The organism is uncultured Roseobacter sp., assembly GCF_947495275.1.
GTDB lineage: Bacteria > Pseudomonadota > Alphaproteobacteria > Rhodobacterales > Rhodobacteraceae > Roseobacter.
Window position 1 is genome coordinate 327,463 of sequence record NZ_CANLYL010000002.1, and the last position, 21,833, is coordinate 349,295.

A 21,833-nucleotide genomic window follows, 5' to 3' on the forward strand; every position below is an offset into this window, starting at 1 on the left:
TGAGGGCGGTCCCCGGCCGCGGGTGAGAGTGAAGCCCCCGCCCCGGGGGGCGGTCGGGGGCTGTCCGGCGAAGCCGCCGGGCGGGGCGTTGTTTCAAAGCGGTCCGAGCCTTCGCCTCACTTGAACTTCGCCACCATATCCTTGATGCCGGGGATCGTTTCGATCTGGTAGGCATGGGTGGGCTGGAAATATTGCACCAGGCTGCGCTGGCTGAGCCCTCCGAGGATGGTGAAATAATACATCTCATAGCCCGGCATCACCGCACAGGGGTGATAGCCCTTGTCGATGCAGATCGTGGAGCCATCCATGAGCTGGTAGGCGTCGCCTGGTTTGCCTTCTTCACGTTGCAGGATCTGCACGCCCGAGCCGTGGTTGGGGCGAAAGCGGAAGTTGTAGGTCTCATCATGACGGGTTTCATGCGGCAGGTTATCGGTGTCGTGCTTGTGGGCGGGAAAGCCGGACCAGCCGCCCTGACCAACCGTGAACAGTTCCGAGACCAGAAGCCGTCCGACCTTATCGTGTTGCTTCTGGCCAAGGATATGCTTGATCTTGCGGTGGGTTTTCGTGTCATCGGAGCCGTATTGAACCTTGTCCAGTTCGGCCACCCGCACATCAAATGGCGTCAGCACCTTGTCGTATCTGGCCCCCGCGATGAAGACTTCGGTGGCAGCACTGGTGCAGGTTATCCGAACCTTTGCACCGACAGGGACATAGACCCCTTCCGGCTCGCCATCCCAGACATCGACGCCGCGGTTGCCCAGAGCCGCGAAGGCCACACTTTCCACGTCCACATCGACGGTTCCGGTTGCGGGCACAATGCAGGTTTCATAGCCCGGCACCTGATATTCAAAGCTCTGATCCTGTGTCAGCTTCACGATGTTGAAGTAATTCAGCGGCACCGTCGGGTCATCCGCATCCACAATGGGCTTGTTGTGATTGTCGTGAGGGGCGATATGCATGGGGTGGGATCCTTCTAGGCTTCGGTTGGGCCGGGATGGGTGGCGAGGAACTGTTCCAGTTCGCTTCTGTCGGGCATGGCGGGCGCGCATCCGGGTTTTGCGACCACGATGGAGGCACAGGCGGAGCCGCGCAAAACGGCTTCTTTCATCGGGCGGTCTTCGCAGAGGGCGGCCAGAAACCCGGCCATGAAGCTGTCTCCGGCGCCGGTGGGTTTGATGGCCTCTGCCGGGTAGATGCCGGTGGCGATTTCTTCGCCATTTGCAAAGGTCACCGCGCCTTCGGGGCCTTTCTTGTAGATGACGATCTGGGCGCTGGTGGCGAGCGCGCGCGCCTTGGCCAGCCCTTTGTCGATGTGACCGGCCATGAAGCCGAATTCCTCATCATTGCCGACGATGATATCGGCCATCTCGCCCGCGCGGCTCAGCACCTCTTCGGCCACTTTCGGCGAGGGCCAGCTATAGGGGCGGTAATCGACGTCAAAGATGATCGGCAACCCGGCGGCGCGGGCAAGCTCAAACGCCCGGAAGGCCGCCGCGCGCGAGGGTTCGGCAGCAAAGACCGTGCCTGCGGTGATCAGCGCGCCAAAGCGCGTGTAATCCACCGCCTCCACATCCGCGACACTCATCTGAAAGTCCGCCGCGTTGTTGCGATAGATCACCGACTGGTGGTTTTCGATGCGCGTTTCATAGACGGCCAGTGAGGTGCGGTATTCCCCGGTGACGCGTTTTACATGCTGTCTGTCCACGCCGTAGTGGTCGAGTTGCCCTTCGCAGTACCAGCCCACGGCATCGTCCGAGACCGATGTCACAAGGGCGGCCTGACAGCCGAATTTGCACAAGCCTGCGGCGATATTGGCAGAAGATCCGCCCATCCCGACTTTCATCACCTGCGCGTCGGGCGTGCTGGTGCCGGGCGGATCGGGGAAAAAATCCATCCCCACACGGCCCACCACCACGAAATTCCGTTTTGCCAGAGCGTCGCGCAGCATCAGACGCCCTTTCGCTGACGTGCGCGGCCATTTTCCCACGCGACATGTGCTGCATGCACCTTTTGGGACGTGGAAATATGCGGTGTGCCGCATTCCCACCAGGTATGGCCCTCTGTCGTCCAGCCCTCATAGGCATCGACTTTCATGACAATCACGCAGGTTTTGTCGGACGCCTGTGCGCGCTTGAAAGCTTCGCCCAGTTCGGACGGGTTGGCAACGGTTTCGGCCTGCGCGCCCATGGCGGCGGCATGGGCCTCAAAATCCACAGCGAAGGGGGTCGGCACGGTGGGACAATCCGCGATCAGGTTGTTGAAGCTTTCATTGCCGGTGTTGTTTTGCAGCTTGTTGATGACAGCAAAACCACCATTGTCGAGCACCAGGATGATCAGTTTCTTGCCTGTCAGAACCGATGAATAGATGTCCGAATTCATCATCAGATAGGAGCCATCACCGATAAAGACGATGGTGTCCCTGTCCGACTCGCGCTCCGATTGGGCGATCCGCGCGCCCCAGGCGCCAGAGATTTCATAGCCCATGCAGGAAAAGCCAAACTCGACGTCCACCGTGCCGCAATCCAGCGTGCGCCAGTTCGCAGTCACCTCCGCAGGCAGGCCGCCTGCGGCTGCCACCACGCGGTCGCGTTTGTGGCAAAGCGCATTTACCACGCCGATGGCCTGCGCGTAGGAATTCGGCCGGTTGTCACCAAAGGATATGTTTTCGGCGACATAGGCGTCCCATTTGGCGCGTTCATCGCGGGCCCTTTTGGTCCAGCTTTCGGGGCTGCGATAGGTGCCCAGCGACGCGCCCAAGGCGGCAAGGCCCAGTTTGGCGTCCCCGACAACCGGCAGCGCGCGATGTTTGCCCGCGTCATGGCGTGCCGCATTGATCGAAACGAACTGCGCGTCCTGCGAGAATGCCGTCCACGACCCGGTGGTGAAATCCTGAAGCCGCGTGCCGACGGCCAGGATGACATCCGCCTCTTCGGCGATGGCATTGGCACTGTCCGAGCCGGTCACGCCGATGGGCCCGATGTTCAGCGGGTGATCTGCCAGCAGATTGGCGCGCCCGGCAATGGTTTCGACCACCGGTATCTGGCGGGCTTCGGCAAATTCGGTCAGCTCACGCACCGCGCGACTGTATTGCACGCCACCGCCCGCAATGATCATCGGGCGTTTCGCGCTTGCCAGCAAGGCGGCGGCATCGGCTATTTCCTCTGCGTCGGGCGTCTGGCGGCGAATGCGGTGCACACGCTTTTCAAAAAACGCCTCCGGGTAGTCGTAGGTCCAGCCCTGAACATCCTGCGGCAAGCCGATGAAGGCAGGCCCGCAATCGCCCGGATCGAGCAGCGTCGCGAGGGCGGCGGGCAGCGACTGGATGATCTGGGCAGGGTGGGTGATGCGGTCCCAATAGCGGCTGACCGGTTTGAACGCGTCGTTCACGCCAAAGGTGGGGTCGTTGAAATTTTCCATCTGCTGCAAGACTGGATCGGGCAGGCGGGTCACATAAGTGTCGCCGCAGAGCAGCAGCATGGGGAGCCGGTTGGCGTGCGCCAGGGCCGCCGAAGTCACCAGATTTGAGGTGCCCGGCCCGGCGGAGGCGGTGCAGAACATGAACCGCTGGCGCAGCCATTGTTTGGCATAGCCCGCAGCGGCGAACCCCATGCTCTGCTCGTTCTGCCCGCGATAGAGTGGCAGCGTGTCGCGAACGCCATAAAGCGCTTCCCCCAGGCAGGTGACATTGCCGTGTCCGAAGATGCCAAAACCGCCGCCGCAAACGCGCATCTCTTCCCCGTCCACCATGATGAACTGGTTGTCGAGCCATTTGATAATGGCCTGAGCCGTGGTCAGTTTCTGGGTCATATGGGTGGCCGTCCTTTTGCGATTTTAAAGCGGTTGCTCATTTCGCGTCTTGCGCAGTTCAGAATCCCACGATACTAATTTTGCAACCGGTTGCAAACGGAAATTCGCAAAGGTGGCGGGACGTGGCAGAGATTGGCATTGGCATTCTTGGGGGTGGCTACATGGGCAAGGCGCATTCTGTCGCCATGTCCGCCGTGGGTGCTGTCTTTGACGCGAAGCTCCGGCCCAGGCTGGAGATGATCTGCGCCAGCACGCCTGAATCTGCGGAGAAATACCGCAAAGCTTACGGGTTTGCGCGGGCGACAGATGACTGGCGCGTGCTGGTGAATGACGCAGGCGTTGAGGCCATTGTCATCGCAACACCGCAGGACTTGCACCGCGAGATCGCCGAGGCAGCCTTTGCGTTGGGCAAGCCGGTGTTATGCGAAAAGCCGCTGGGCGCGTCGCTGGCAGACAGCCGTGCGATGGTCGCGGCGGCGGAGCGTGCGGGCGTGCCCAACATGGTGGGCTTCAACTATATCCGGACACCGGCGAGCCAGTTTGCGCGTCAATTGATCGCGCAAGGCGAGATCGGGGATATCACCTGGTTTCGCGGCGAGCATACCGAAGATTTCTATGCCGATCCGGAGAGCCCTGTGTCCTGGCGCACGCAAGGGGATGCCAACGGGACCATGGGTGATCTTGCGCCGCATATGATCAACGCGGCACTGGCACTGCTGGGGCCAATTGAGAAGCTGATCGCGGAGGTGGAAACCGTTCATTCCGCGCGTCCGGGCGGGACTGTGACCAATGATGATCATGCGCAGATGATGTGCCGCTTTGCCAACGGGGCCATGGGGCAGATGTATTTCAGCCGCATCGCGACGGGGCGAAAGATGGGCTATGCCTATGAAATCACGGGAACAAAAGGCGCGATCCGTTTTGATCAGGAAGATCAGAATGCGCTTTGGCTTTACAAGATGGACGGTGATGACGCCACGCGCGGGTTCGCAAAAATTCTCACAGGGCCTGCGCATCCGGACTACGAGCCCTTTTGTCAGGGGCCGGGGCATGGCACCGGTTATCAGGACCAGATCATCATTGAGGCGCGGGATTTTCTGCGCGCCATCGAGACCGGCCAGAACATCTGGCCCGCTTTTGAAGACGGGATGGAGGTGAATCGCGTGATCGCGGCGGCCATGGCGTCCTCGCGCGATAAAAACTGGAAAGACATCTCTGAATTCTGAGTTTGGGAAAGGCAAAAACCCATGACACTTCGTATTGGTAACGCCCCCTGTTCATGGGGCGTGGAATTTGCGGACGATGCCCGCAATCCCACCTGGCAATCCGTCCTGAAGGACTGCGCCGAGGCGGGTTACAAGGGCATTGAGCTTGGCCCAGTCGGCTTCATGCCGGAAGAGCCCACCGTGCTGGGGGAGGCGCTGGCCGCGCATGATCTGGAACTGATCGGCGGCGTGGTGTTCCGGCCCTTTCATGACCCGGATGCCTGGGAGGATGTGCTGGACGGGTCGGTGCGCACCTGCAAGGCGCTGTCGGCCCATGGGGCGCAGCATCTGGTGCTGATCGATTCCATTTCAGAGCGCCGCGCGCCCACGGCCGGGCGGGCGCAGGAAGCCGAACAGATGGATGCGGCGGAATGGGCGGCCTACCGCGACCGGATCGCCACCATCGCCAAGATGGGTGCCGAAGACTATGGGCTGACGGTGGGCATTCACGCCCATGCGGCGGGCTTCATGGATTTTGAACCCGAGTTGGAGCGCCTGCTGGATGAGGTCGACGAGCGCATACTCAAAATCTGCTTTGACACCGGGCATCATTCCTATGCGGGTTTTGATCCGGTGGCCTTCATGAAGCGGCATATAGGGCGCATTTCCTATATGCATTTCAAGGACATTGATCCTGTGGTCAAAGCCGATGTGATCGCCAAACGGACCGGGTTTTATGATGCCTGCGGGCAGGGTATTTTCTGCAATCTGGGGCAGGGGGACGTGGATTTCCCCGCCGTGCGCCAGGTACTGCTGGACGCCGGTTTTGAGGGCTGGTGCACGGTTGAGCAGGACTGCGACCCCACGCTTGATCCCGATCCTGTCGGGGATGCGCGGGCAAACCGGGAATACCTTGAATCCATTGGCTTTAAGTAGAGGGCAAACATCATGGCTAAGCTGAAATGGGGCATGATAGGCGGCGGAGAAGGCAGCCAGATTGGCCCGGCACACCGTCTTGGGGCGGGCCTCGACGGGGCTTTTGAATTTGCCGCAGGCGCGCTGGACCACCGGGCGGAGCAAGGGCGCGCCTATGGTCAGCGATTGGGGCTGGATGCAGATCGCGCCTATGGCGACTGGCGCGAGATGCTGGCGGGTGAGGCGGCGCGTGACGACCGGGTTGATCTGGTGACCGTGGCCACGCCCAATGCGACACATTTTGAGATCACCAAAGCCTTTCTGGAAGCGGGTTTTCACGTGCTCTGCGAGAAACCCATGACGATGACGGTCGCTGAAGGTGAGGAGATCGTGCGCCTGTCGGAAAGTTCCGGTCGCATTTGCGCGGTGAACTACGGCTATTCCGGCTACAGCCTCGTGCGTCACATGAAGGCGATGGTGGCGCGGGGCGATCTGGGCGGCATCCGTCTGGTCAAGGCCGAGTTTGCCCATGGGCATCATGCAGATGCCGCGGATGCCGACAATCCGCGTGTGCGCTGGCGCTACGATCCGGCGCAGGCGGGCGTGTCCGCACAGTTTGCGGATTGCGGCATCCATGCTCTGCACATGGCCAGTTTCGTGATCGGTCAGGAAGCCACGCGCCTGTCGGCGGATACGGTGAGCTGTATTGCCAGTCGCGTGTTGGAAGACGATGCGATGGTCAACCTGCGCTTTGATGGGGGCGCTGTCGGGCGGCTCTGGACGTCATCTGTGGCGCTGGGTCGCCAGCACGGGCTGACATTGCAGGTCTTCGGCGAAAAGGGCGGCTTGCGCTGGTCGCAGGAACACCCCAACCAGCTTTACTGGATGCCCCTGAACGGGCGGCTCGAAGTCATCGAACGCGGCGCGGGTGGGCTCAGCCCCGAAGCGGATCGTACGAGCCGTGTCACGGTGGGTCACGCAGAGGGTATGCCGCTGGCTTTCGCGAATATCTACGCCGATCTGGCCGAAGCGATCCGCGCCGAGAAAGAAGGCCGCGCGATGGATCCTGCCGCTGATCTTTATCCACGTGCAAGCGACGGGTTGCGGTCCATGGCTGCCGTTTTCGCGGTGGCGGAAAGCGGGAAAGGCGATGGTGCGTGGGTCGATGCACGCCCGCCGATGTATCGGTAGCTACGGGGCGGGGCGCAATGTGCCCCGCTCAACGATCGAACAGGGAAACACTCTGCCCTCGGGGTAGCGGTCGGGTTCGTCCAGCATGGCCACCATCAGTTCGATTGAGGATGTGACAATCTGACGGATCGGTTGATGGATCGTGGTGAGATCAATATTCTGCCATCGGGCCATTTCCATGTCGTTCAACCCGATGATCCCGATGTCTTCCGGGACCCGCAACCCGCTGTCCTTGATGGCCGAAAGCACGCCAATGGATAAAACATCATCACCGCAGAAATAGGCTTCGGCGGGGTGATCGCGGAGCAGGCGCAGCATTTCCTTGCGGCCTGCGTCAAACGAATATTGCTCCGCAAAGGAATGGGACAGATTTATATCCGGCGCGGTGGCAAGCTCCTGAAAGAACCCCTTGTACCTGTCCTGCGTGGATGTGGCGGATTCAGGCCCGCCCAGAAAGGCGATGTCCTTGTAGCCGCGCGCTAGCAATGTCCGTGCGGCCATCCGCCCGCATTCCACGTTGTCGATCCCCACGACATGGACCTGTGGCGCGCTTGTGGAACGCCCGAAACTGTGCACGACCGGCACGCCCGCATCGCGAAACGCTTTGGCGAAATCGGGTGACAGGGTTGACGACGCCACCACGACGCCGTCCACGGAATACTGACGCAACATCCGGACAGATGCCTCCGGATCGGTTTCATCCGAGAGGTTGACCAGCAGGGGGCGCAATCCCCGATCCTGCAATCCCCGGGTGAAAAGGTCAAAAACCTGCAGGAAGATCGGGTTGTGAAAGTTGTTGGAAACCAGCCCGATGAGTTTGGTGCGTCCGGTTGTCAAAGAAGAGGCAAGTGCATTTGGACTGTACCCCAGATCGCGGGCGGCCTTTTCGACCTTGCGCCGCATTTTCTCGGAAACCGATGCGCCATCTGTGAACGTTCTGGACACGGCGGAGCGCGAGACCCCGGCGCGCTTCGCAACCTCTTTCAATGTGATGGCCATAGGGCTGTCGTCCAGATTTTCGCGATGTCTGATCTTTTATCGCAGGTGTCACTTTCGAGCAGTATGAAAAATGATCGCATATTTTGCAACCGGTTGCAAAGAAGTGCTTCATGTGCTTAAGTCGAGTCGGAGAGGTGGCCAAAGCCACTCTTTTGCCATGAGAACGGTGAATCCTTGGGAGGAATTTATAATGTCAATGATGAAGAAACTGGCGCTCGCGACCGCGATTGCCGCTGCATCCTTTGTGACCGCGCAGACAGCGTCGGCGGAAGGCGAGAAGTACATTCTGGTCAGCCACGCCCCTGACAGCGACAGCTGGTGGAACACGATCAAGAACGGCATCGCGTTGGCCGGTGAACAGGTTGGTGCGGAGGTTGAGTATCGCAACCCGCCGACCGGTGATATCGCGGATATGGCTCGGATTATCGAGCAGGCAGCAGCCAGCCAGCCGGATGGTATCATCACCACGCTTGCGGATTTTGACGTTCTCAAAGGGCCAATCACTGCAGCGGTCGATCAGGGGATCGACGTCATCATCATGAACACCGGCACACCGGAGCAGGCGCGCGAAATCGGTGCTCTAATGTATGTTGGTCAGCCAGAGTATGACGCAGGGTTTGCGGCCGGGCAAAGAGCGGCAGGCGAGGGTGTGACCAAGTTTCTGTGCGTGAACCATGCGATCCAGCAACCAACGGTTGGTGAGCGTTGCCGCGGATACGCCGATGGCCTGGGGATTGATCTGGGCGATGCCATGATGGACAGCGGCACCGACCCGTCGGAAATCAAGAACAAGGTTCTGGCCTATCTGTCTGCCAATCCCGGTGTGGACGGCATCCTGACGCTTGGCCCAGTTTCCGCCGACCCGACGATTGCGGCGCTGAAGGAAAACGGCATGGCCGGTGCGATCCACTTCGGCACCTTTGACCTGGGTGAGGAAATCGTCAAAGGCATCAAGGATGGTACGATCAACTGGGGTATCGACCAGCAGCCGTTCCTTCAGGCGTATATGCCCGTTGTGATCCTGGCCAACTGGGACCGCTATGGTGTTCTGCCTGGCAACAACATCAACTCCGGACCCGGCTTTGTGACCAAAGACGCCCTTACGAAAGTTGAAGAGTTCGCCGGCGAATACCGCTGATCTCACGACCGTAACAGGGGCGGCTTTCTCAAGAAGAGGGCCGCCCTTTTTTTCAACTTCTGCACGCTGAAGGACACGTTATGGCAGAGACCACGCAGACAGACGAACGGATTAAAGAGATTTCGGCATTTCGCCGTGCCCTGATCCGCCCTGAACTTGGCGGCATCGTTGGCACCTTTGCCGTGTTTACGCTTTTTGCGCTTTTTGCTTTTGACAGCGGGATGTTCAACAGCCAGGGCGTGATGAACTGGACCATCGTATCGGCGCAATTCATGATCATCGCCGTGGGTGCGTGCCTGCTGATGATCTGCGGAGAGTTCGACCTCAGCGTTGGATCGATGATCGGTTTTGCCGGCATGATGATCGCCGTTTTCGGCGTCGTCCTTGCCTGGCCAATGTGGATCGCCATCATCATCACCTTTGCCATCTGTTGCGCCTTGGGCGCGCTGAACGGCTGGATCGTGGTCCGAACCGGACTGCCCAGTTTTATCGTGACGCTGGCGTTCCTGTTTATCCTGCGTGGTTTTACAATCTACATCCCACAGACGATCGAACGTAAAACCATCATTGGCGGCATTCGCGATGCGGCTGAAGGCGACTGGTTGGCACCATTCTTTGGCGGCAAGATCGGTCAGCCCATCTTTCAATGGCTTGGAGATATGGGCATTATCGGTGTCTTCGAGCGCGGTACGCGCGCGGGTGAACCGGTGGTTGACGGTATTCCGATGCTGATCGTCTGGGCGATTATTCTGATCGTTTTTGGCCATATCCTGCTGACGCGCACAAGATTTGGCAACTGGGTATTTGCCTCGGGTGGCGACGCCGAAGCCGCGCGCAATTCCGGGGTGCCGGTGAACAAGGTCAAGATCATGATGTTCATGTTCACGGCTTTCTGCGCCACGGTTTTTGCAGTCTGTCAGGTGATGGAATTCGGATCGGCGGGGGCCGACCGAGGGCTTCTCAAGGAGTTCGAAGCCATCATCGCGGTTGTGATCGGTGGGGCCTTGCTGACCGGCGGATATGGCTCCGTCATCGGTGCCGCTCTGGGCGCTTTGATTTTCGGCGTGGTGCAACAGGGCCTGTTCTTTGCCGGGGTGGAAAGCTCGCTTTTCCGGGTGTTCCTGGGGGTGATCCTGCTCTTCGCGGTGATCCTGAATACGTACATTCGTCGCATCATCACGGGGGAACGCTGATATGGCCGATGCAATCATCCAGATGAAAAACATCGAAAAGCACTTCGGCAGCGTGATTGCGCTCGCCGGTGTGTCCGTGGATATTTTTGCTGGCGAATGTCACTGCCTGCTTGGTGACAACGGTGCTGGAAAATCGACATTCATCAAGACCATGTCCGGCGTCCACAAGCCAACCGCGGGCGAGATCGTTTTCGAAGGCAAGCCGCTTGATTTCGCCGACCCGCGGGATGCGATTGCGGCCGGTATCGCAACGGTCCACCAGCACCTCGCGATGATCCCGCTGATGTCGGTCAGTCGGAATTTCTTCATGGGCAACGAGCCGTTGAAGAAGATCGCGGGCATCAACTTTTTTGATCATGATTACGCCAACAGGGTCACCATGGCGGAGATGCGCACAATGGGCATCAACCTGCGCGGGCCCGATCAGGCGGTGGGCACGTTATCGGGTGGTGAGCGGCAGACCGTGGCCATTGCGCGTGCGGTCCATTTCGGTGCCAAGGTGCTCATCCTCGATGAGCCGACCTCGGCCCTCGGTGTGCGCCAGACCTCCAATGTTCTGGCCACCATAGACAAGGTGCGCAAGCAGGGGATTGCCGTGGTGTTCATCACCCATAACGTGCGCCACGCCATGGCGGTGGGGGACCGCTTTACCGTGCTCAACAGGGGCAAAACTCTCGGCACGGCGGAGCGCGGAGAGATCACACCGGAAGAGTTGCAGGACATGATGGCCGGGGGGCAGGAAATGGCCACTCTGGAAGGGAGCCTTGGCGGGACGGTCTAGCCGCGCAAGAGACAGACCCTCCCCCGGGATGGCGTCAGGCCGACTGGCGTGCCGCCATCGCATCAAGGTGATCCGAAAAGTCGGATTCTGACATATTTTCTGACAGGGCGCGAAGGAAGAGTGCTTTCTGCGTCTCGGGTGCCAAACCCCCTATCGGTGGGTCGCGGTCGAGGTTCGTGGGGAAGGAATACCCTTCCGCCGTCGCCGCCAGAGCCGCCGACATCTCTGCATTATTCAAGGTGCCGGTTCGCTGCGCCCGCACCGCGAAAGGATAGAGCGTTTTGCACATCCCTCTCCGGTCAAGAGTTTCCATGGCCCGCCCGAAGGCCGAAGACACTTGCAGGAGATTGGCCATGCGACCGATGTCCTTGCTGGTGTTTGCCCCGGCTGCGTGGAAAAGCGCAGGGTTGAAGAACACGACATCCCCCTTTGACAGGGGGAGTTGGATGTAGCGTTCTTCGAACACGTCTCGGAAATCACTGCGCCGCCAGGCAGCATATCCCGGCAGATAGGTCTGGGAGAACGGCAGCAGCTTGGTCGGGCCGCTTTCGAGGGGCATGTCACAATGGGCAATTGCCCCCTGCAATGTCAGAACGGGCGACAAAGCATGCACATGTGCGGGGTAGCTGGCGCTGATTTCTTCGGTTTGAAAACCCAGATGATAGTCCCGGTGGGCCTGTTGGGCACCGCCGCCCGGATGCACCAGATTAACCTGAGCGGTCATTTGATAGTTCGGACCCAGCCACGCTTCGCTCACCGCGTCAATCATCGTATTCGCGAAGTACCGAAGATAGACGTCCGGTGCCTGCTCACAGAGTTTTTGCTGGGCGTTCCAGACGCGATCATTGGCCCCCGCAGCGGCGAAGTGATCGCCCCCCGATCCTTTGGCGGCTTTTTCTTCCGCGATGATCCGTTCATAAACGACTGTCGCCTCGTCCAGCACAGAGGTGTCCGCATATGCCCCCTTCAACGCGACAACGCCGGGCCCGGACATCAGCACCCAGGCCCATTCTCTCATGAGATCGCGGCGGCGCGCCGGGTCTTCCACCTGCGGACGAATGCGGGAGGCGTCATAAAGGGGGACGTTGTTCTGAATGTCCGCCGCAAAAGCGACGTCCTCGCTGCGCGTTTCACGGTCCAGCGCGTCGAGGAATGCGCTTAGATCGCATGCATCGGCCGCATAATAGCCGCTTGGCAGGTTGGTGTGATCTTTCATTTCGGTGCCTCCCTGAAACAGGGTATCGCGGACCGGCATGACATTCCAGAACCGGTTTCTGGGCAGGCTTTGGTGCCTGGTGGATCAGCTGTGCGAAGAGCTCTCGACCCGCTTCATGGACATACGCCGGGTCACCATCTGCCGTCGCAAAAAGGCCAGGATAAACAACCCGGTCAGGATCAGAACAATGGTTGGTGCGGGGGCGCTGTCGAGAAAGAAGCTGGCATAGGTGCCCAGCAGCATCGAGACCATGCAGACCAACACTGAGACCCATAGCATCGTGGAGAACTGGCGTACGATCAGGAAGGCGATGGCGCCAGGCGCAATCAGCAATCCGATCGCCAGGATCAGGCCCGCTGCCGACAAGGTCGCAACAATGGTCAGGGAGAGGGCGGCAAGAAGGCCGTAGTGCAACCAGGTGACCCAGAGACCGGAGGCTTGCGCCTGAGCAGGATCGAAACTGTGCAGCAGCCAGTCTTTCCACTTCAAGGCCAGCATCAGCCCAACGCTCGCTGAAATGATCCCGGCGGTCCAGAGTTCATGCGCCTCGACACCCAGCATGTTGCCGAAAAGGATGTGATCAAGATGGGCGTTGGTCTCGACAGAGACATAGAGCACGATCCCGATTCCGAACATGCCCGAGAAGACAACACCCATGACAGTATCCTGTTTTACCCGGCTGTTGTTGGAAAGATACCCCGTTGCGATGGCGCAGGTCATGCCCGCCGCGAAGGCCCCGATGATCAGGGGGATGCCCAGGATATAAGCCAGAACAATGCCCGGCAGGACCGCATGGCTGACCGCGTCGCCCATCAACGCCCACCCCTTCATCACCAGGAAACACGACAGGAGTGCCGTGGGAACAGAGACGATGATCGAGATCAGAAAAGCGTTTTGCATGAACTCAAAGCGGAAGGGCAGCAAAAGGGTGTCCATGTCCATTACAGGGCCTCCTGAGTCGACGCATCTGGCCCCGGTCGGAGCGCGCTTTTGGCCCGGTGTCGTGCGGCAAGCAGCCCGTGTTTGGGCGCAAATACAAAGGCCAAAAGGAAGATGAGCGTTTGCAGGGTGACGATGATGCCGCCGGTGGCGCCGTCAAGGAAGTAACTGATGTAGGCACCGGCAAAGCTGGTGACCGAACCGATGATCACGGATGTAACGATCAGCCTGGGGAACCGGTCACAGAGCAAATAGGCCGTCGCACCGGGCGTGACGACCATGGCGATCACAAGAAACGCGCCCACGGTTTGCATGGCGGCGACAACTGACGCTGACAGCAGGATAAAGAAGATCGCTTTCAACAGGCGCGGGCGCAACCCGATGGTGCGTGCGTGGCTCTCATCAAAGAATGTGACCATCAGGTCTCTCCACTTGGCAAAGAGGATCGCGAGGGACACAAATCCGATGATCGCCAGTTGCAGCGTGTCCTCAGGTGTGATCGCCAGAATGTTGCCCATGGTGATGGTCTGGATGGATACGGAAGTGGGGTTGATCGAGATGATGAAGAGGCCCAGTCCGAAAAAAGATGTGAAGATCAGCCCGATGATCACATCGACCTTGAGGCCGGAGCGTTCGGACAGAAACAACATCGCGCCGGCGGCTAGCCCGCCCGCGATGAAAGCCCCAAGCGCGAAGGGCAGGCCAAGGATATAGGCACCGGCCACACCGGGAACCACCGAATGGGACAGGGCATCGCCGATCAGCGACCAGCCCTTGAGCATCAGGTATGAGGACAGAAAGGCACAGACCCCACCTACAAGGGCAGAGACCCACATGGCATTGGTCATGTATCCATAGGCGAAGGGTTCAAGCAACGTGCCGATCATGATTGCTGATCCGTGCGCTGGGTCTTGTCGCCATATTGCACGAAGGGCCGCTCGTCATCGGTGAAGATTGTGACTTCGCGGGCGTCCTCGTCGTCGTGCAGCGTATCGCCGCCGAGGGTGAAATGACGCAGCACGCCACCAAAGGCGGCTTCGAGGTTTTCTCGGGTGAAGGTGGTTTCGGTGGGGCCGTAGCTCAGAACCGTACCCTTGACCAGAACAGTCCGGTCGCAGAATTCGGGCACGGACCCCAGGTTATGGGTGGAGACCAGCATGACGCGGCCCTCAGCGCGAAGTTCACGCAGGAGGGCCACAATCTGTTCTTCGGTTTTCACGTCGACACCGGTAAAAGGTTCATCCAGCAAGATCACCTGACCGTCCTGCGCCAGAGCCCGCGCCAGAAACACCCGTTTGCGCTGACCACCCGATAGCTCGCCAATCTGACGATGGCGGAAATCCTGCATGTTGACCCGCGCCAGGGCCTGATCGACCGCGGCGTGATCGGCCGGTTTGGGCCGGCGCAGGAAACCCATATGACCATAGCGGCCCATCATCACAACGTCTTCCACGAGCACCGGAAACGCCCAGTCGACCTCTTCGGATTGGGGCACATAGGCAACGAGGTTTTGGCTCAGGGCGTCCCGCACTTGGTGACCGAGAATGCTGATCTCTCCGCGAGAGGCCGGAACAAAGCCCATGATCGCCTTGAAGAGGGTGGATTTTCCGGCTCCGTTCACGCCCACCAGCGCCGTAACCGTGCCGCGCGGGATTTCGAAACTGGCATTCCACAAAGCGGTGTGGCCATTGCGATATGTGACCGTGACATCTCGCGCTTTCAGGCCCTCGCCGGACTGCTTTTCCGGCGGCGCGCTTTCAGGCACTATATGATCATCGCGCATCTTTTCGTCCTCATTTGGGAGAGGGGTCTCCCGTTTTTGTCCCACCCAACCAGGCCGCTTGGCGAAACCTGCAACGCATCAGTTCGTGGCCAATGACAGCCCTGTCGCTATGGTGCTTGATGTAACGCGCAAGAGGTCAAGATAGGTTGGCACCTCTCCGCCTGCTTCGCTCAGGGAATCGACGTAGAGGACCCCCCCGTATGCCACACCTGTTTCGCGCGCGACCTGTTCGGCAGGCGCTGTGTTTACCGTGCTTTCACAAAAGACCACCGGGATTTCGTTTTCCCGGACGCCATCAATAACGGCACGGACCTGCTGCGGCGTGCCAACCTGATCGGCATTCATCGGCCAAAGGTATAGCTCGTTCATGCCGAAATCACGTGCGAGGTAGCTGAAGGCGCCTTCGCAGGTTACCAGCCAGCGTTTGTCAGCTGGAATGGCGGCGATAGATGCGCGCAAAGGTTCAATTGTCGCGCGCAGTTCTTCCTTGTAGCGCGCGGCGTTCGCAACATAGATGGCCTCGTTTTTTGGGTCCTGGGCAATGAATGCGGAGACGATATTATCAATATAGATCAGGGCGTTATCAAGCCCCATCCATGCGTGTGGGTTCGGTTTTCCCTCATAACTTCCTTTGGCGATCGGGATTGGATCAATCCCCTCTGTCAGCGTTGCCGCCGGAACATCCTTCAGATTGGTCAGAAATTGTTCAAACCAGAGTTCAAGGTTCATGCCATTCCACAAAATGAGATCGGCATCATAGGCCCGAACGATGTCTTGGGGCGTCGGTTCATAGCCATGGATCTCGGCACCGGGTTTTGTGATTGAAACGACTTCTGCTGCGTCACCGGCAACATTGGCCGCCATATCAGCCAGAACAGTGAAGGTCGTCACCACCTTCATCTTGCCATCTGCCATGGCATGTGTCGCAAGCAACATGGTGACAACCGTTGCGGACATGGCCTGCATCAGTTTCGGCAACATAGGGAACTCCCTCAAGGAATGGTTCGGCTTATCTCTGTAAATGCAAATCACTCGCAACTGTCAATGTAATTGCGAATTATTCGCAATTAAAATTTCCGTGAAATGCGTTTTCAGGAGCCGGTTTTGATAGAAATCCAACCTCTTTGAGGATTGTATGATCTTGAAAGTCAGACGCGTGGAGCAGCGATTGACCTGCACATGATCAGGCCCACGGCTTTGGCGTTTCGCCCTCTTAGGGGCCTTTCAATGACCAAAATATGCTGAGTAGAGACCGAACAGACCGACCGCGATAAGACTAAGCGCCCAAACCAGATCGAGGTTGAACCAGGTTTTCGACAGGAATTTCAAACCCAGCCAAAAGTAGATGATGGTTGCGATCACACTGCCTGCAACGGTCATGGAAAGTGTATGAACCGCGGCGACATTAAAGGCGGTCATCACATTGGCTCCCATCAAGGCCTGAGCCGCAAGATGGCCAGTTTCTTCGGCCCCGATTGCACAGATACCCAAAAAGATGGGCACCAGCATCAAGCCCGCGCCATGCGCCATTGCGGCCAGAAATGACCAGAGCGTCAGGCGGGCGGGGTGGATGCGCGCAAGATACTTGGGGTGACGCCGGTTGATCAGCAAGTAAATGCCCATCGCAACGACGATCAACCCCGCGCCAACACGGATTTCGAGCTCAAGTTCGACCAGAAAAAACATGAGTGAGAATGGCAGCAGTATACCGATCATCGCCAGAAAGTGGCCCGTGGCCAGCAGGGCAAAGGCCTTGGGAAGGGCCTGATGCCTGCGCTCCATCAGGGCCGCGGAAACGGCCAACGGCCATCCCATACCGGGATTGAGCCCGTGATAGAGGCCCGAAAAAATGACGGCCCACCAAAGGGCCGCCACGGTGTTCAGGTCAGACACCTGCTAGACCGACGGGTAGCAGAAACTGTCGGTGGAGCAATCGCCGCCTTCCAGACGGATCTGATGCGACCGGAGCCCTTCCGGGAAATCGATGTAGAAATCCTTGTCGAGCTCAAACCCACCATTCTCGCCAACCCGCGCCATGACCATCTGCCCGCCTGCGTCATTCGGGTAGAATTGATCATCCCAGGTGGAATAGAGCGAGTTGGTCCAGTAGACCCGCTTGCCGTCCCGGCTGATCTCAACCATCTGGGGACCGTAAGCAAAATCCTTTCCGTTGGGGTGTTTGGTGCCGCGCGCGATGCCGCCCACTTCGACCTTGCCCGCAAGCACCGGATTCATCGGATCGCTGACATCATATTGATGCATCTCGCCGAGGCCCCAGCAAGCCACATAGAGGTATTTGTCATCAAGGCTGAGGTCGATGTCAGTGACCAGCGGGGGAACAGCCTCAAACCCTTGCAGGAGCGGGGGCAGGTTTTCCGGCTTTTCGGGGCGCGGGTCGATGGTGATGGTCTTTTTCGATTGCCATGTCCCGTTTTCATCCCGCCACCAGGTGAAAATGGCCCCTTGCAGGTTGGTGGTATCCACCACCACGCCGCAGAACCCATAGGATTTGGTTGGGTCGTGAGCGGGCCTGATTTCCAGCGCCATCTGGTAGTTTTCGCCAAAATCCATGGTCTGGATATTCTTGCGCGCCCGCAGATCCCAGAAATGGATGGAATGGCCGTATTTATTGGAGAGTAGATCCTCCGGCACGATACCATTTTCGAACTGTGGCGGCAGGCCCCATTCTGAACTGACCATGTAGTCCTGCGGCAGGTTCCACCAGAAATCATAGTGCTTGTCCTGCTTACCGCGATCCATCTCGTAGCGACCGATGATGTCGAAGGTCTCGCAATCCATGATGAAAATGCCTGGTGGGCCGTCGGTGCCATCCGCGCCCCCGCCACCCAGGCAAGACACATAGATGCCTTCGGGGCCACAATGGATCGTATGCGGGCGCGAATAGCCGGTCTTAGCAAACAGTTCTTCGGGTTCGATCGTCTTGTGGATGTGCGCTTTCAGCGGTTCTTTGACATCAATCACATAGATGCGCGAAGATCTGATGCCGGGCACAATCAGGTAGCGCCTTTCCAGAAACGCGTGACCGGATAGCGGGGACAGCGAAGAGGAACAGGCATTCCACCCAAAGTGGTGAAATTCGTCGCCTTTGTTGGGCACGATAACCTGGTGAACGATCTGGCCGTAAGTTTCAGAATCGGGTTTGAGGTCGATGACCGCGATACCGTCAGACTGCGAGCCATCGGGGCTGAGCATGACCGTGAAGGCATAGTTTTCGACAGGTGCCTGCATCGCAAGCTTTGGCGATGCGTGAAATGTCGGATCAGGTCGTAAGTTCATTTCTTTCCTCCCTTGTGGAAAATGTCATCCGCTTTTGCGGTCTTTTTTTATTGAGCCCAGATGAGCCTGAAATTGTGAATGGGGTTACACCTCCGCGACATTGCACAGTTGGATGGCACCGCTGATTTTGTCTGAAAGGCCGGTCAGCTTGCGGCCGATCTCGTGACGGTAGTCTCTTTCAAAACGGCGGATCGGACCGACCGCGCCGACGCTGAAAATCGCGCCGATATTCCCGATGGAAACGGGTGCGGCGACACTTGCGATACCAAGGTCAATTTCCTGATCACAATCTGCAAATCCCTGCGCCACAATCTGGGAAAATTCAGCGCGCAGATCGGCCTTGGTGACCTTGGTATGCTCGGTATAGGCTTTCAGGCTACGCGTCAGAATGCTCTCCTGAAACTCGGGCTCGGCAAATGCCGCGATTGCCTTTGAGCAAGAACAGGCGTGCATGGGGCGTTCGCCAAGCCCCGGATGGATGAAGGCCCGGCCGGGATCACCCGGTGTCTCGACGTGGATGATCTCCACCTTGCCGCCGCGAAAACGGGCGAGGAACACGGTCTCATTAAAGCTGTTGGTGGCGGCCTTTAAAAGTGGTGCGGCACATCTGCGGACATCAATGTCAGACTTCCCCAGGAGCGAGATGCGGATCATCCGCTCGCCGATGACAAACCTGCCGTCTTCCGCGGGTTGATCCAGCAACCGCTGGTCCTGCAATGACTGGATCAGCCGGTAGCAGGTCGGTTTGGGCAAGCCAGTCGCCTTTTGAATTTCTGGCACCGATACCGGGCGGCCAGCTACCGCGACGATTTCAAGAAGATTGATCAGGCGATCCAGATGCATACAGGCTCTCGATTTATGAGACTCTATCTCAAATTATGAGAAACTTTAATAGCAAAGCAAGAACTTTTCCGGATTTCGATGAGAAGGGAGGTCAAGCGGTTGCTTCACGTCATGCGTACTGTGTTCGGATGACGGCCCGAGGGAGGGAGGTGTCAGCCATCTAAACCGGGGAATCCCCTGATAGGGAGAGACCCTGCGATACGATTTCGTTTCTCCGGGGGGGCTCTGCGGTTGGGCGCATTGGGCTCCGTCTATCCAAATCGATAACCGGCACCGCGGACTGTGGTAATCAACTTGCCGTAGGGGCCAAGCTTTTTGCGTAAGCGACCGATGTACACATCTACCACATTCGTCATGGGATCCTCGTGGGTACCCCAAACGGAGTTCAAGATGCGTTCCCGGCTGAGCGCTTTGTTCCGGCTGGCCATTAAGATCGCTATCAAATCGCGTTCCTTGGCGGAGAGCTCGACCACAACTTCGTCGACCGTAAGGACCATGGCGGAACTGTCGTAGATGATACCTTGGTATCGCAGTTTACCGTCATCGTCATTGCACGCGTAACCAATAGCGCGGCGATGCAGAGCGTGAACACGTGCAATTAATTCCTCAAAATCAAAGGGTTTCGGCAGATAGTCATCTGCGCCCAAACGCAACCCAGCGACCCGTTCATCCGTGCTATCTAATGCGGTCAGCATGAGCACGGGTGTCACGATGCCGCGCGCCCGCATTTTTTGGCAGACCTTTTGACCGGTGATCCCGGGGAGCATCAGATCGAGGATCACCACGTCGAACTCACGGTCCTGCAGAATCTCCAATCCGGTTTCGCCGTCGCCGGCATGCTCAACCACCCAGCCTTCCGCCTTCAGACCACGCCGGACAAAATCGGCGACCCGCATTTCATCTTCAACCAACAGGATGTTCATATCATGTGTCCTCTTGCCATGTATTTGACGCACATTGAGCGTCTTCAACAAGGCAAACGGATCAAACAGCGGGTTATTCCATCTTTTCCAAGTTATTTTTGCACAACGTTCCTGATGGGTGTTGCAGGCTCCATGAATTCGGTATGAAATCCAGCCCGCCGTTTTTGGTGGCCAAACGCTTCTCACTTGGATGCAACAGTTCTTTGGAGGTCTGTGTGTTCCCGTCAGCGCAAATTTTGCAAAGCGGCAGCTTCAGCGGCTGGATCGAGCGGGGGCCCGGCATTCAGGCCATCCAGATAGGCGTCCAATGCTTGCAATGAAGACGCCGGCACATAGCCGTTTTCGTCCATCTTTGCCGTCGCGACGGCCAACCGCAAATTCCATGTACCGTTCTGTTCGCACGCGACCGAAACAACCGTGGGGCCATCGGTGCTACGAAGTTCAAACTCGCGGCACAATGTTTGCGACCCATCATAGAAGGTGGCAATTGGGGTAATCTGAGTGCTGTCTGCCAATTGTTCGAGTTCACCGGAGGGTACCGTATCGAGCAGGTCATTGAGTTCGACTTCGGTCAGTGTCGCCAGCACGATACCTCGGGCACTTTGGGTGCTGTCTGTTGAGACGAGTAGACCCGCACCTAAGCCAACCGCAAGGGCGAGTGCGGCTGCCAGCGGTAGCTTCCAAAAAGGCGCAGAAACAGATTTTTGGCCAAATGCAATAATCTTACGATCTTCGGGTGGGGCATGCGTTTGGTATTCTGCCGCGAGGTTCCGCACCTTCTGGACCAGGTGTTCAGGAACCGGTTCGTGCAGTGCCTTTTCAAAACTCTTTTGAGACAGTTCGCGGGTCTCGGCGAAAGTTTCCAAACGAAGATTGAGCGCCGCATTGCTGACCAAGGCTGCATCCAGTTGCAAGGCGCGTTCGGTCCCCAACTCGCCGTCAGCATAGGCCATGAGTTCTTCATCGGTGAATTCGAATTTCTGCATCTCAGCCGTCTCCCTGACTATGAGAAGAACGTGCGGAGTTCGGATTTATTCCCAATTTTTCTGCAATCGCCAATCGCGCGCGCGCAAGTCGGCTCATCACCGTTCCGACGGGGATATCCAGAACCGATGCTGCTTCCTTATAGCTCAGTTCTTCCACACATATCAGCATCACGACATCCCGCTGGTTTTCCGGCAGATTTTCAATTGCGGCCTTTGCGGCGTTCAACATCAGGGCCGCCTCGGTCGCTCTGGGACCATCCACCGTTGCAACCTCGGGCGCATGGTCGATGTCGATCTGCGTGCCTTGGGTCTTGGTGCGGCGCACCATGTCAATCCATGCATTGCGCATGATCCGAAAGAGCCAAGCTTCAAGCCGGGTTTCGGGATCAAATTGGTGCTGTGCTGCGAACGCTCGTTCCGCGGTGACTTGAACGAGATCATCCGCGATATCAGCGCTCCGGCAGAGCGAGAGGGCAAAACGCCTCAGATTGGGTAAAAATGCGATGATGTCTTCCGCAAACCTATCAGACATCGTGCTTCTTTCCTCTTTCGCCAAAGAGTGGAATATTTCCCAGGGTATCGCGTTGTCTTACGACAGCTTGTTTTGGTGGCGCAAG

At 58.2% G+C, this 21,833-nt stretch carries 21 protein-coding genes; 6 read left to right on the plus strand and 15 right to left on the minus strand.

Translation table 11 applies throughout. The annotated features are described in order from the left end of the window. Positions 1 to 116: 116 nt before the first annotated feature. Genes Q0802_RS04840 through iolD form a run of 3 tightly spaced genes read right to left on the minus strand, consistent with a single transcriptional unit; the run spans position 117 to position 3,807 of the window. Positions 117 to 959: a 5-deoxy-glucuronate isomerase gene (locus Q0802_RS04840; RefSeq protein WP_298914380.1), complete on the minus strand. Its 843-nt coding sequence runs from the start codon at positions 957 to 959 to the stop codon at positions 117 to 119. Positions 960 to 973: 14 nt separating this feature from the next. Continuing rightward, the gene (iolC, locus tag Q0802_RS04845) at positions 974 to 1,948 is read right to left on the minus strand and encodes a 5-dehydro-2-deoxygluconokinase (RefSeq protein ID WP_298914383.1); all 975 of its coding nucleotides are present in this window, start codon (positions 1,946 to 1,948) and stop codon (positions 974 to 976) included. Continuing rightward, the gene (iolD, locus tag Q0802_RS04850) at positions 1,948 to 3,807 is read right to left on the minus strand and encodes a 3D-(3,5/4)-trihydroxycyclohexane-1,2-dione acylhydrolase (decyclizing) (RefSeq protein ID WP_298914385.1); all 1,860 of its coding nucleotides are present in this window, start codon (positions 3,805 to 3,807) and stop codon (positions 1,948 to 1,950) included. Before iolD ends, iolC begins: the two co-directional genes overlap by 1 nt. A gap of 122 nt (positions 3,808 to 3,929) precedes the next feature. Between iolD and Q0802_RS04855 the strand changes: the two genes are divergently transcribed. The 3 genes from Q0802_RS04855 to Q0802_RS04865 are packed head-to-tail and all read left to right on the plus strand — an operon-like array spanning position 3,930 to position 7,118. Continuing rightward, positions 3,930 to 5,033, plus strand: coding sequence for a Gfo/Idh/MocA family oxidoreductase (locus Q0802_RS04855; protein ID WP_298914388.1), 1,104 nt, complete (start codon positions 3,930 to 3,932; stop codon positions 5,031 to 5,033). Between the two features lie 21 nt (positions 5,034 to 5,054). Further along, positions 5,055 to 5,948, plus strand: a complete 894-nt coding sequence (locus tag Q0802_RS04860; RefSeq protein ID WP_298914391.1) for a TIM barrel protein — start codon at positions 5,055 to 5,057, stop codon at positions 5,946 to 5,948. A 12-nt stretch (positions 5,949 to 5,960) separates the two neighbouring features. Then, complete coding sequence (locus Q0802_RS04865; RefSeq protein ID WP_298914394.1) at positions 5,961 to 7,118, plus strand: Gfo/Idh/MocA family oxidoreductase; 1,158 nt, start codon at positions 5,961 to 5,963, stop codon at positions 7,116 to 7,118. Here Q0802_RS04865 and Q0802_RS04870 read toward each other — a convergent pair whose 3' ends face one another. Further along, positions 7,119 to 8,117 carry a LacI family DNA-binding transcriptional regulator gene (locus Q0802_RS04870; RefSeq protein WP_298914397.1) on the minus strand — a complete coding sequence of 333 codons (999 nt, stop codon included), beginning with the start codon at positions 8,115 to 8,117 and terminating at the stop codon, positions 7,119 to 7,121. A 187-nt stretch (positions 8,118 to 8,304) separates the two neighbouring features. On the opposite strand from Q0802_RS04870, the gene Q0802_RS04875 reads away from it, so the two are divergent. The 3 genes from Q0802_RS04875 to Q0802_RS04885 all read left to right on the plus strand — a co-directional run bounded on the left by Q0802_RS04875 (position 8,305) and on the right by Q0802_RS04885 (position 11,229). After that, the gene (locus Q0802_RS04875) at positions 8,305 to 9,255 is read left to right on the plus strand and encodes a sugar ABC transporter substrate-binding protein (RefSeq protein ID WP_298915273.1); all 951 of its coding nucleotides are present in this window, start codon (positions 8,305 to 8,307) and stop codon (positions 9,253 to 9,255) included. Between the two features lie 80 nt (positions 9,256 to 9,335). Further along, positions 9,336 to 10,448: an ABC transporter permease gene (locus tag Q0802_RS04880; RefSeq protein ID WP_298914400.1), complete on the plus strand. Its 1,113-nt coding sequence runs from the start codon at positions 9,336 to 9,338 to the stop codon at positions 10,446 to 10,448. Between the two features lies 1 nt (position 10,449). Continuing rightward, positions 10,450 to 11,229: an ATP-binding cassette domain-containing protein gene (locus Q0802_RS04885; protein WP_298914403.1), complete on the plus strand. Its 780-nt coding sequence runs from the start codon at positions 10,450 to 10,452 to the stop codon at positions 11,227 to 11,229. Positions 11,230 to 11,263: 34 nt separating this feature from the next. On the opposite strand, the gene Q0802_RS04890 is transcribed toward Q0802_RS04885, so the two are convergent. From Q0802_RS04890 to Q0802_RS04940, 11 genes are all read right to left on the minus strand, one after another. Further along, positions 11,264 to 12,445: a phytanoyl-CoA dioxygenase family protein gene (locus Q0802_RS04890; protein WP_298914406.1), complete on the minus strand. Its 1,182-nt coding sequence runs from the start codon at positions 12,443 to 12,445 to the stop codon at positions 11,264 to 11,266. 84 nt (positions 12,446 to 12,529) lie between these two features. Continuing rightward, complete coding sequence (locus Q0802_RS04895) at positions 12,530 to 13,381, minus strand: metal ABC transporter permease (RefSeq protein ID WP_298915276.1); 852 nt, start codon at positions 13,379 to 13,381, stop codon at positions 12,530 to 12,532. 5 nt (positions 13,382 to 13,386) lie between these two features. Next, a complete protein-coding gene (locus Q0802_RS04900; RefSeq protein WP_298914409.1) occupies positions 13,387 to 14,271 on the minus strand; it encodes a metal ABC transporter permease in 885 nt (294 codons plus the stop codon). Beyond that, positions 14,268 to 15,167, minus strand: coding sequence for a manganese/iron ABC transporter ATP-binding protein (locus Q0802_RS04905; protein ID WP_298914410.1), 900 nt, complete (start codon positions 15,165 to 15,167; stop codon positions 14,268 to 14,270). Before Q0802_RS04905 ends, Q0802_RS04900 begins: the two co-directional genes overlap by 4 nt. Before the next feature lie 78 nt (positions 15,168 to 15,245). Beyond that, a complete protein-coding gene (locus tag Q0802_RS04910) occupies positions 15,246 to 16,148 on the minus strand; it encodes a metal ABC transporter substrate-binding protein (protein WP_298914414.1) in 903 nt (300 codons plus the stop codon). A gap of 243 nt (positions 16,149 to 16,391) precedes the next feature. Continuing rightward, positions 16,392 to 17,060: a hypothetical protein gene (locus Q0802_RS04915; protein ID WP_298914417.1), complete on the minus strand. Its 669-nt coding sequence runs from the start codon at positions 17,058 to 17,060 to the stop codon at positions 16,392 to 16,394. Positions 17,061 to 17,063: 3 nt separating this feature from the next. Beyond that, positions 17,064 to 18,464 (minus strand): selenium-binding protein SBP56-related protein, encoded by a 1,401-nt coding sequence (locus Q0802_RS04920; RefSeq protein WP_298914420.1) that lies wholly within the window; start codon positions 18,462 to 18,464, stop codon positions 17,064 to 17,066. Positions 18,465 to 18,548: 84 nt separating this feature from the next. Next, positions 18,549 to 19,307 carry an IclR family transcriptional regulator gene (locus Q0802_RS04925; RefSeq protein ID WP_298914423.1) on the minus strand — a complete coding sequence of 253 codons (759 nt, stop codon included), beginning with the start codon at positions 19,305 to 19,307 and terminating at the stop codon, positions 18,549 to 18,551. 251 nt (positions 19,308 to 19,558) lie between these two features. After that, a complete protein-coding gene (locus Q0802_RS04930) occupies positions 19,559 to 20,230 on the minus strand; it encodes a response regulator transcription factor (RefSeq protein ID WP_298914426.1) in 672 nt (223 codons plus the stop codon). Positions 20,231 to 20,454: 224 nt separating this feature from the next. Then, the gene (locus Q0802_RS04935; protein ID WP_298914429.1) at positions 20,455 to 21,216 is read right to left on the minus strand and encodes a hypothetical protein; all 762 of its coding nucleotides are present in this window, start codon (positions 21,214 to 21,216) and stop codon (positions 20,455 to 20,457) included. 1 nt (position 21,217) lies between these two features. Beyond that, positions 21,218 to 21,748, minus strand: coding sequence for an RNA polymerase sigma factor (locus Q0802_RS04940; RefSeq protein WP_298914432.1), 531 nt, complete (start codon positions 21,746 to 21,748; stop codon positions 21,218 to 21,220). Positions 21,749 to 21,833: the final 85 nt, after the last annotated feature.